At 48.9% G+C, this 10,943-nt stretch carries 11 protein-coding genes; 8 read left to right on the top strand and 3 right to left on the bottom strand.

Annotated features, from left to right (window positions below; genetic code table 11):
• Positions 1 to 182: hypothetical protein (locus tag H6F50_RS00535; protein WP_190425133.1), on the top strand; the 182-nt coding region annotated here is incomplete at its 5' end.
• Positions 183 to 341: 159 nt separating this feature from the next.
• Here H6F50_RS00535 and H6F50_RS00540 read toward each other — a convergent pair.
• The 3 genes from H6F50_RS00540 to mnmG form a co-directional block, all read right to left on the bottom strand.
• Entirely contained in the window at positions 342 to 920 is a 579-nt protein-coding gene (locus tag H6F50_RS00540) for a TIGR04376 family protein (RefSeq protein ID WP_190425136.1), read from the bottom strand.
• A 115-nt stretch (positions 921 to 1,035) separates the two neighbouring features.
• Positions 1,036 to 2,328, bottom strand: coding sequence for a hypothetical protein (locus H6F50_RS27450; RefSeq protein ID WP_190425139.1), 1,293 nt, complete (start codon positions 2,326 to 2,328; stop codon positions 1,036 to 1,038).
• A gap of 347 nt (positions 2,329 to 2,675) precedes the next feature.
• A complete protein-coding gene (gene mnmG / locus H6F50_RS00550; protein ID WP_190425151.1) occupies positions 2,676 to 4,598 on the bottom strand; it encodes a tRNA uridine-5-carboxymethylaminomethyl(34) synthesis enzyme MnmG in 1,923 nt (640 codons plus the stop codon).
• Positions 4,599 to 4,820: 222 nt separating this feature from the next.
• Here mnmG and H6F50_RS00555 point away from each other — a divergent pair, with 222 nt between their 5' ends.
• The 7 genes from H6F50_RS00555 to H6F50_RS00585 form a co-directional block, all read left to right on the top strand.
• Entirely contained in the window at positions 4,821 to 5,156 is a 336-nt protein-coding gene (locus H6F50_RS00555; protein ID WP_190425141.1) for a hypothetical protein, read from the top strand.
• A gap of 413 nt (positions 5,157 to 5,569) precedes the next feature.
• Positions 5,570 to 5,902 (top strand): hypothetical protein, encoded by a 333-nt coding sequence (locus H6F50_RS00560; RefSeq protein WP_190425142.1) that lies wholly within the window; start codon positions 5,570 to 5,572, stop codon positions 5,900 to 5,902.
• Positions 5,903 to 6,320: 418 nt separating this feature from the next.
• The gene (gene psbB, locus H6F50_RS00565) at positions 6,321 to 7,850 is read left to right on the top strand and encodes a photosystem II chlorophyll-binding protein CP47 (protein WP_190425144.1); all 1,530 of its coding nucleotides are present in this window, start codon (positions 6,321 to 6,323) and stop codon (positions 7,848 to 7,850) included.
• Positions 7,851 to 7,963: 113 nt separating this feature from the next.
• Positions 7,964 to 8,062, top strand: a complete 99-nt coding sequence (locus H6F50_RS00570) for a photosystem II reaction center protein T (RefSeq protein ID WP_190411294.1) — start codon at positions 7,964 to 7,966, stop codon at positions 8,060 to 8,062.
• Positions 8,063 to 8,264: 202 nt separating this feature from the next.
• Positions 8,265 to 8,828: a transcriptional regulator NrdR gene (gene nrdR, locus H6F50_RS00575; RefSeq protein WP_190411293.1), complete on the top strand. Its 564-nt coding sequence runs from the start codon at positions 8,265 to 8,267 to the stop codon at positions 8,826 to 8,828.
• 65 nt (positions 8,829 to 8,893) lie between these two features.
• Complete coding sequence (locus H6F50_RS00580) at positions 8,894 to 9,733, top strand: S1 RNA-binding domain-containing protein (protein WP_190425146.1); 840 nt, start codon at positions 8,894 to 8,896, stop codon at positions 9,731 to 9,733.
• Between the two features lie 250 nt (positions 9,734 to 9,983).
• The coding region (locus H6F50_RS00585) for a 30S ribosomal protein S1 (RefSeq protein WP_190425148.1) at positions 9,984 to 10,943 on the top strand (960 nt) is incomplete at its 3' end.

The following is a 10,943-nucleotide window of genomic DNA, read 5'->3' on the forward strand; positions in this document are numbered from 1 at the left end:
GAATTCGCGCTTTGGGGATTCAGTTGTTAGTGATTGATACGGAAAATAAGTTTATTTCCACTGGATTCGCAAAGGAATTGGCAAAGCAATCTGGGGGGAAATATTATCACTTACCCAAGGCAACGGAGCAAGCGATCGCTGGAGTGACCAGAGGTGCGATCGCAGATATGAAATCTCGTTAGTACAAAAATCTCTAGGAACCCCACCCCCAACCCCTCCCCGCAAGCGGGGAGGGGAGCCGGAGCCGCAGGCGATCGCGGGGTGGGGTTCTTTTATTACGGGTAATCAACCAGAGTTAATATCACTTCTCCCGATTACCAATTACCCATCTCAAAAACTCTTCACCGCCCTATATTTCGCTTCAACTGCTCAAGCTCGTCGTCCGCTTCCCAGTGCTTAAATTTAGCCTCTAATGGATCGGGACCACTGTTGATTGGGCGGTGGTAATTCTGATTCCAGCCAACCGTCTCCGCACGCTGCTGAGCTTGAGAACTTGTACGCGCTGCTTGCGCCTGAACGGCTTTAGTATGGACTTCCTGGCGGCGAACTTGAATTTGACGCTGTAGCTGTTTTGCTTGCTCGCTTCGCTGTTTAATCCCTTGCATCTGTCCCCAAAGTTGATTACCTTGACGTAGCAGGGCTGCTTCTCGCTCTTGGGCAGGCTGGACTAAATCGAACCTGTTGGCAGCTTTTGCCTTTTCAATCCGGACATGCCAGCGCTGAATTTCTTGAGCGGTTGAGAGGATTTCATCTTGTAATTTTTTCTCTTGCAGTTGCAGGTCTGCAATCAGCTTAAGGGCATCATCTTCTTGTTCCCGTAGCTGCTCCTCTAGCGCCTGTAATTCCAAATGAGGATTATTCCGCAAGAATTCTTCTAATCGGGTTTCTAAAAACCGGCTGAAATCGTCAAATAGACCCACTGCAAGAACTCCCACTACAGGTTTGTCATTATGTTAGCAATTAGGCGCGATCGCTCATCAGCCATTAGTCATTAGTCATTAGTAATAGACTTATGAGTGATCTCTAATGACTCATTTAAAACTTCTGCCCAACATAAACAGAACGGACTTCTCCGTTGCGTCGGATAACCGCTTCCTGATTCGAGATGGAAACCAAAGTCCATCCGCTAGAGCCAATGTTTTCGCCCACGCGGATGCGGTTGGCAACACCGCCGAAGTCAAATAGAGCAGCAGAGCGATCGCCCAATTCTAAGACTCCCACAAGCGTATGCGTCGCCGTAGGAGCCGGATCTGGGTTGGGTGCGGGTACTGCGGCTGGGGGCGCGGGGGGTGCTGGGGGTGCCAGGGGTGGTAAGGCAGGGATGGGAAGCCGAGGCATTGTGGCAGCCATCGGAGGCAGTGTCAGAGGTTTGGAACCCAATGAGGGTGCTGAGGGACGAACCGACGGTGCCGGACGACTGACTGGGGGTTTGGGACGCACTGGCGGCATCAAATTCACTGAGGGTGCGGGACGCACTGGCAGCATCGAACTCACTGAGGGCGCGGGACGCACCGGCGGTACCGGACGCCTTGGTAGTGATGGAAGCAAGGGAGGACGGACTAAGGGGGAAACGCCTTGCAATCCTAGGGCAGATTGTGGAACTACAGACTGACTTTGGGGTGATGGATAGATGGGAATGTAGACTCTTTCCATAACACCCGATCCTCTTGCTGCCCCAGCCGCATTTCCGGGGACAGTTGTCACGGGCGGCAGATTAGTCCCTTGGGGCGCGGCGGCACTTCCCGTGCGTTTGTTCGCGTCAGCTTTGCGATCGATGACTTCGAGCGATCGCTGCATATAGTTCACAAACTGCTCATCTGCTTTAGACTGAACCTCTTGGCTGACGGGTGTAACCGTTGCGGGGGGAGAAAAGAGCCAATTTAGCCTGTCCTGACTCACCAGCCACAGCAGCAATGTAGCTGCCGCCGATGTCAAAGCCAGTCCCAGCAGGAGTTTCTCAAATAATTTGCCTTCCCCACGATCCTTGTTGTCTTCGGGTTGAATCTCCTCCACGCTGATATCCAGCGCCAGAGGCGTTTGCACAATACTGCGGGGTGTATTGTCTGGTTGCTCCGGGAGCAGCTCCTCTGGTGGAACCCAGGTAGGGGGCAATGTGACTTGCGAAACTTGGACAGGTTGTAAGGAGATATACTCTGACTGCGGCTGCTCTGGAGTTGAGATGCTGCCGCCCTCCAAAACCCGGTCGATGTCTGCAAACAAGTCGTCCATCAATTGATCGGCATATTTGTCAACCGACCAAGGTTGGATAGAAGTGGAATTTGCCAAGGGTGCTGAGTCCCTCTGGTTATTGCTAACATCCTGAGTCATCGATTGCTCACTCTCGTGGCTACACTGAATCAACGATAAGCCTTAAGACATTTGATGGGGCTTATATCGGTAAATAAATTCCTAATTGTGGGACATTATTCCCTAAGGCAATCAGTTGTCAATGCTCCCTGACTGATTGGTTCAAAGAACGCCTTACTTCTAGCTTATATTTTCCCGTGGCGACCAAGCCAATTTTGTCTTTAAATTGGGCTTGACCCAGTTAGCAAACCATGCTTTTTGTCACTTGTCAATTGTCAACGGGTAGAGAGGGGACGAATCTCATCTCTCGGTCAGTTGTTGATGTTTTTACCACTCACTCAGGCAAGGAGGCGGTACCAAAAAAGCCTCTACGATGACTGGCTGCTAACCAAGGCGGTTTGCCGAGAGCGTAATTCTAGATATACCAGTAAAGCGTTGATATCAGCCGGATTGACGCCGCCAATTCGAGCTGCTTGACCAATCGTGAGCGGTTGCACTTGCGCTAACTTTTCACGAGACTCCTTCGAGAGAGTCTCGATCGCTGCATAATTTAGATCCGGCGGTAGCTGGCGGTTTGCATGACGGCTCACTTGGTCAATTTGGTGCTGCTGACGCTGGAGATACCCAGAGTATTTGAGATCGATTTCTGCGCCTTCTTTCTCCACGGAGTCTAGACTGGGGTTGCTCAGTCCGTAACGATCTAAGTCAACGTAATGGAAACCAGGGCGTCGTAGCAAATCAGCCAGAGTAATCGAGCCTTTGATGGCTTGTTGGGTGTCAGACGCGATCGCCTTCCCGATCTCATCATGCTCCTTAATCCGCGTTGAGTACAACCGTTCCTTCTCAGCAGCAATATTCGCTTGCTTGTGTTGGAACAACTCCCAGCGACGGTCATCAATTAAGCCGACTTCCCGACCCAGCGGCGTCAAGCGCTGATCTGCATTATCCGACCGCAGTAACAACCGATACTCAGATCGGCTAGTTAGCATCCGGTAAGGTTCCCGCAAATCTTTGGTACACAGATCGTCCATCAGCGTCCCGATGTAACTGTGTTCGCGCGGGAATACAATCATTTCTTGATTGCGGACAAATCGAGCTGCATTAATTCCCGCTACAATGCCTTGAGCAGAGGCTTCTTCATACCCGGTCGTGCCGTTAATTTGCCCAGCACAAAATAGTCCCTCTACCTTTTTGGTCATCAGTGTCGGATAGCACTGGGTTGCGGGTAAATAATCATACTCCACCGCGTAAGCTGGACGCAGCATCGTACAGTTTTCTAGACCGGGGAGACTTCGCAACATTTGCAACTGCAAATTCTCTGGCAATCCCGTCGAAAAGCCTTGAATATACAGTTCTGGAATATCCCGTCCTTCCGGTTCAATAAAAATCTGGTGGCTTTCCTTATCGGCAAAGCGCACAATTTTATCTTCAATGCTGGGACAATAACGCGGTCCCTTTGCATCTACCCAACCGCCATAAACTGGTGACAGATGCAGATTTTCTCGAATAATCCGATGAGTCTCCGGCGTCGTCCGGGTGAGATAACAAGGCATCTGCTCCCGTTCCACCCAAACTGAGGGGTCAAAGCTGAACCACCGCACCTCCGTATCACCCGGCTGGGGTTCCAAATTAGTATAGTCTAGCGATCGCTTATCGACCCGTGCCGGAGTTCCCGTCTTCAGCCGTCCCGTTTCAAATCCGAGTCGATTCAAAGTTTCTGTCAACCCAACTGCGGCAAATTCCCCCGCCCGACCCGCTGACATCGACTTGTTCCCGACCCAGATGCAACCCCCTAAAAAAGTGCCCGTCGTCAGGATGACTGCTTTGCAACCAAACGCCACACCAAAATAAGTCTCGACGCCAATCACTTCATCGTTAGCGCCCATTACCAAATCTGTGACCATGCTTTCGCGGATTGTCAAGTTTTCCTGGTTCTCGACAATCTCCTTCATCACCGCCGCATATTCCCGTTTATCCGTCTGCGCCCGCAATGCCCATACCGCAGGCCCTCGCGACGAGTTCAGAATCCGCTTTTGTAGGTAAGTGCGATCCGCCATTTTCCCAATTTCCCCACCCAACGCATCGATTTCGTGAGTCACCTGGGACTTGGCAGGGCCACCGACTGCTGGGTTACACGGTTGCCAAGCAATTTTGTCCAAGTTAAGGGTCAGCAGCAGGGTACGACAGCCCAATCGTGCTGTAGCGAGGGCAGCTTCGCAACCGGCGTGTCCGGCTCCGACTACAACAACATCAAAAGCGTCTTGAAATTCTACGGGCGATCGCGTGCTCATGGTCATGGTAAGTGTCTGAGTAGCAAGGACTCATCCTTCATATTAGCGATTACACCAGTCTGCTTGGAGTTTCAGCCATTGAGTGGCAAAATAAACCCGATTTAGACAGTATATAGACTTAATTCTATCGGGTGATTCTTTTCAAGTTAAAGCATATCACTCGGATTTGTCGGATGAGGTTTCGTATTCAAGATTTGTCGCTTGAATACAAGGTTGGTTACTATGCCAAAACTCAGATTGATTTCTCTGTACTGCGAACGGACTGAAGACAACGCCGGGGCTGATGAAGCTTACTTGGTTGTGAATGGACAACAAGTTGGAGGCGTACAAAGTATCAACGATCGCGAAGCACGCAACCTCACTTATATCCCGCCGATTTCTTTTACATCTTCTGCTGAAATTCGGCTTTATGACCAAGATACGGGGATTTTCGATAAGGATGATTATCTGGGCACGTTAAATGCTTCCAGTAGTCAATTAGGTCGTGGAGAGCAACGGGGTAAGTTTACTGAGGATGATGCTGACTACACTTTGACCTGGGAAGTTCTGGCAGATTAAGTATTCTTGCTTTGTCTGTTTTTACTTTATAGGGAAAAAGTTGCATAAAACGTTTTAAAAAGACACAGAAAACCGTGTCTTTTTAATTCATTATTATCTAGCTAAAGTATCTTTTTTGTAGAGTATTTTATTTTAAATCATATAAAGTGCGATCGCCTTCATCAACCAAGATACGTTAGCCAAGGGACGCTTTGTTCGCTTCGCCTTGAATCCTTTTGCATTCCCTCAAGCTCACATAAGGGCGATCGCCAGTCATGCTTCTTGGAAAGGGTAACAAAATATACTTATAAGTTTAATTTATATTCTTTTGCTGAGTGGATTTCGTCATAACCAGGACATCTGGGTGATAGAAGTGGTAGTTAATGGTGAACAACTTCCAAATCTAGGGCCTGTATAAAGAAAGTTGAAAGTTCGTGAAGTATTTTTTCCTTTCTGATGGATGGACTGTCGGTCGAGTATGGGAATTCGGTGGCTTGTGGAACGAAAACTCTTGGCGACGCAAACCCGAAATTCAGCAAATGAACCTTTGCATCTTCGAGCAAGGCGAAAAACTGTGGCTGTATCGAGTAGAAGACGCCATTCTTATGGTCGAAGTCAAACCCACAGCTCATGTCCCAACTGAGTCAGCCAATCAGAATATTGGTCAAGTAGTGCTAAAACGCTTGATTGATGCTGAAGAGGTCATCCAGAGAATGAACGAGTCAGCAGCGTTACCCCAACTCAGCAGCACCCAGGAGTCGGGATGAAAGGTTAAGAATGCGATCGCTACATTAATCCCAACTGTCAACCCGCTTGCAATGGATTCTAACAATAGTTACACTTCTTTAAATGGTAACTCCCCTCGGTCTTCCGACCTAGGAATGGCGTGAACCTGGTGTGACGAGGCCAAAAACCTCATCGACATGATAAATCGTGTCTGTAACATCTGCCGAGGTAAAACATCAAGTACGCGAAACTCTCATGCAAAAAGCCTGCAATCGGCATGGCTCTTGAAGCTAAGAGTAGGTAACATAATCTTTCATTTTCACTTTTGCCTTGTGAAACAGTCCCGCAGTCTTGCAAGAGAGCTTCTCTGGCTTAGATTATGGTAAACAACGGCAAATCGCACATAAAAAAAGAAGCGTCGAAGTAGACACTTAATTCATCTGAGGAGGAGCGTAGTCAATGGGACTACCCTGGTACCGAGTACACACAGTCGTCCTGAACGATCCAGGTCGATTGATATCTGTACACCTGATGCATACTGCCCTCGTGGCAGGCTGGGCCGGTTCGATGGCCCTGTACGAACTCGCAATTTTTGACCCCAGCGACCCAGTCCTGAACCCCATGTGGCGTCAGGGGATGTTTGTACTGCCATTCATGGCTCGCTTGGGTGTAACCGAATCCTGGGGTGGTTGGAGCATTACTGGCAGCTCAGGAAACTACCCTGGCGTATGGTCATTTGAAGGCGTTGCTGCCGCTCATATCGTCCTTTCCGGTCTGCTGTTCCTGGCTGCCGTCTGGCACTGGGTTTACTGGGATTTGGAACTGTTTAGAGACCCCCGCACCGGCCAACCAGCGCTCGACTTGCCAAAGATGTTTGGCATTCACCTGCTTTTGTCGGGTCTTTTGTGCTTTGGATTCGGTGCATTCCACCTGTCGGGGCTATTTGGCCCTGGTATGTGGGTTTCCGACCCCTACGGTATCACTGGCAGCGTCCAACCTGTCGCGCCAGAGTGGGGACCCGATGGCTTTAATCCGTTCAATCCTGGCGGTGTCGTCGCTCACCACATTGCAGCAGGTGTCGTAGGAATTATCGCTGGTTTGTTTCACCTAGCAGTTCGACCCCCAGAGCGGCTCTACAAAGCTTTGCGGATGGGGAACATTGAAACCGTGCTTTCCAGCAGTATTGCCGCTGTATTTTTTGCCGCCTTCGTTGTGGCAGGTACGATGTGGTACGGCAGTGCTACAACTCCGATTGAGCTGTTTGGTCCCACCCGCTATCAGTGGGATGGCGGTTACTTCAAGCAAGAAATTGACCGGCGCATTCAAGCCAATATTGCTGAAGGGGCGAGCGCTTCCGAAGCTTGGTCGCAAATTCCAGAAAAACTGGCATTTTATGACTATGTCGGAAACAGCCCTGCGAAGGGTGGTTTGTTCCGCGCAGGTCCAATGAATAAAGGAGATGGGATTGCTCAGGCTTGGTTAGGGCATCCAGTATTCAAAGATGCTGAAGGTCGGGAATTGTCGGTACGTCGTCTTCCCAACTTCTTTGAAACCTTCCCCGTGATCTTGACCGATAAAGACGGTGTGATTCGCGCCGATATTCCGTTCCGTCGGGCAGAATCAAAAAATAGCTTTGAGCAAGCGGGTGTCACCGTAAGCTTATACGGCGGTGCTTTGGATGGGAAAACTTTTGATGACCCCGCTAAAGTGAAGCAATTTGCTCGTAAAGCTCAGCTGGGTGAGCCTTTTGCCTTCGACCGCGAAACGCTGAATTCTGACGGGGTGTTCCGCACCAGTCCCCGTGGCTGGTTCACATTCGGACACGCTGTATTTGCTCTGTTGTTCTTCTTCGGGCACCTCTGGCATGGCTCTCGGACTCTGTTCCGGGATGTGTTTGCTGGGGTTGAAGCTGACCTGGAAGAGCAGGTTGAGTGGGGTCTGTTCCAGAAAGTGGGTGACAAGAGTACCCGCAAGAAGGAAGCTGTCTAGAAATGTAATCAGGCGAAAGGCAAAAGTTAAGTATTTTTCTTTGACCTTTTGCCTTTTTAGTTTTTCTTGACAAGGTAGACTGGTAGTAAAGCAAACAATCAGGAAATTCTGATATGGAAGCCGCTGCTTACATTTTGATTTTGACCCTCGCATTGGGTACTCTCTTCTTTGCGATCGCTTTCCGCGAACCTCCTCGGATTGAGAAGAAGTAGTTCGCACCTAAAGCTCGCAGCACTACAACTTAATATTTAGGAAAAGCTACTGAGCCGCAACTGTCTTAACCCTTGTATTTCCACAAGGGTTAAGATAATAACCGGCTCAGCTTTTCCAATTTTAGGTATTTCTTTAGTAAAGTGGCAGATAATTCTAATCCTTCCTCACGCTCGTCTATCCAACAAGCGAGGACTTTTTAAAATGCAATGTCCTTTATGCCAGTACACCGATAGCCGTGTCCTTGAGTCCCGTTCCACGGAAGCCGGACAAAGTATCCGGCGACGCCGCGAGTGTTTGAAGTGCAATCATCGCTTCACTACCTACGAACGCATTGAATTTGTTCCAATTACGGTGATCAAACGGGGAGGTCAGCGAGACTCCTTTGATCGTTCCAAGTTAATTCGTGGGATTGTTCGAGCCTGTGAAAAAACCGGCATCCCCCAAGGAACTCTGGAAGTATTGGTTGATGAAATTGAAGCAGAATTACAGCAGCGCATCATCAGAGAAGTCACCAGTCAAGAAATTGGGGAATTAGTCCTCCAGCGTCTGCAATCTATCAGCGAAGTTGCATATATCCGTTTTGCCTCGGTCTATCGGCAGTTTCAAGGAATTCGAGATTTTGTGGATACCTTGAATCATCTGCGAAGTCATGGCAGTGGAACAGAGGAAGACACTGAACTAACAGATCCTCTCGAAAATAATAAGCCTTCCTTATCAGAGCCTGGTGACACAGCAATCCAGGCTTCTTTGTTTATTGGTTATTAGTAACTAGCGGTTGACAAAGCTGCTACAGTATGCGCTAGAGATGCGGTGGTTACAGCCGAACATTTTTGAACTCGAATTTATCTAGCTTTCGTCCTGGCGACGTTGTAATTGGTAAAGCGAGCGCTCTGGAGCCGGAGGGCGCTTTAATTGACATTGGCGCACCAACAGCTATTTTTCTCCCAATTCGGGAAATGTCAATCAATGAGATTGACTCTCCAGAAGAAGCCTTGCAACTGAACGAATCCCGCGAATTTTTGATTGTAAATCAATACGATGAAGCGGGGAATTTGATACTTGGTCTTTCCATCCGACAGCTAGAGAAAAAGCTGGCTTGGGAACGAGTGCGTCAAATGCAAGCCGAAAACATCACAGTTTACGCCATAATTTTTGAAGCTCATCGCTTTGGCGTCTCAGTTAAAGTTGAGGGGTTGCGCGGCTGTGTTTTGCATTCTCGTCTCGATACCCGTAAGCCGAAAGAAGAGTTAATGGGAGAAGAAATCCCTATCAAGATCGTTGAGGTAGATGAAGACCGCGATCGCTTGTTTGTTTCCCATCGACTAGCACTGTATCCAGCAGGGATAAAGCATTTAGAAGTTGGTCAAGTTGTTACTGGGAGAGTACTTGCACTCAAGCCGTATGGTGCATTTATCAATATTGCAGTCATTAACGCTCTGCTGCACATTTCCGAAATTTCCCACGCTGACTTTGACAAACCTGAAAGTATTTTTAAGGTCGATGATGAAATAAAAGCAATGATAATTTCGATGGATGCTGAGAAAGATCGCGTCTCACTCTCCACAAAAGCACTAGAACCCGAACTAGGTGATATGCTGAAAAATCCTCAGAAAGTCTATGAAAAAGCTGAGGAAATGGCGGCAAAGTACCGCAACCAGATGCAGAAATAGTAGTTGTTGCCTCAGATGTAGTCTTTAGCTGAAATACCGCTTACCTACTGCTAGGGAGCAATTTTAGCCAAACGGAGGATGAGCAAATTAAGTTATAATATCCTGTCTGGACAACTTCTCGCTCCTAGAAAATCTCATACAATAGGTTTGGCGAGAGAGCTATGTAGGTGTAAACTGCACGCGGTAAACGTGGGCGTACATCGACAGGAGGCACAGTTAAATACGGAGATAACACCAGGAAACGATACGCATGGTCAATCAGAAAACAACCGCTACAGCAGATATTGGATTTTCTCACGAAGATTTTGCGGCCCTACTCGATAAGTACGACTATCACTTTAATCCCGGTGATATTGTCGCCGGTACCGTGTTCAGTTTAGAGCCTAGGGGCGCTCTGATTGACATTGGCGCTAAAACAGCGGCTTACATTCCGATTCAGGAGATGTCAATCAATCGGGTTGATGCTCCGGAAGAAGTGTTGCAGTCCAACGAGACGCGAGAATTTTTCATTCTGACCGACGAGAATGAAGATGGACAGCTAACCCTTTCCATCCGCCGCATTGAGTACATGCGAGCATGGGAGCGAGTCAGGCAGTTGCAGACAGAAGACGCTACAGTGCGATCGCTTGTCTTCGCTACCAATCGCGGTGGTGCATTGGTACGAATTGAAGGATTGCGCGGGTTTATTCCCGGTTCTCACATCAGCACTCGCAAACCCAAGGAAGATTTGGTTGGTGAAGAACTACCGCTAAAATTCTTAGAGGTAGACGAAGACCGCAACCGTCTAGTTCTGTCGCACCGACGGGCGCTGGTCGAGCGGAAGATGAATCGCCTGGAAGTGGGCGAGGTCGTGATTGGAACGGTACGAGGCATCAAGCCTTATGGTGCATTTATCGATATTGGCGGCGTCAGCGGACTGCTGCACATCTCCGAGATTTCCCACGACCACATCGACACGCCTCACAGCGTCTTCAATGTCAATGATGAAGTGAAAGTGATGATCATTGACCTTGATGCTGAACGGGGACGGATTTCGCTCTCCACCAAGCAGCTAGAGCCAGAACCGGGCGACATGATCAAGAACCGCGATCGCGTCTATGACATGGCGGAAGAAATGGCGGCTAAGTATCGGGAGCAGATGCGAGCCAAGCTGCAAGGCACTACGATACCTTCTATAGAAATCGGCGTTTCTGACGAAGAAGCGCTACCT

The organism is Coleofasciculus sp. FACHB-712 (assembly GCF_014695635.1).
Lineage (GTDB): Bacteria > Cyanobacteriota > Cyanobacteriia > Cyanobacteriales > FACHB-T130 > FACHB-T130.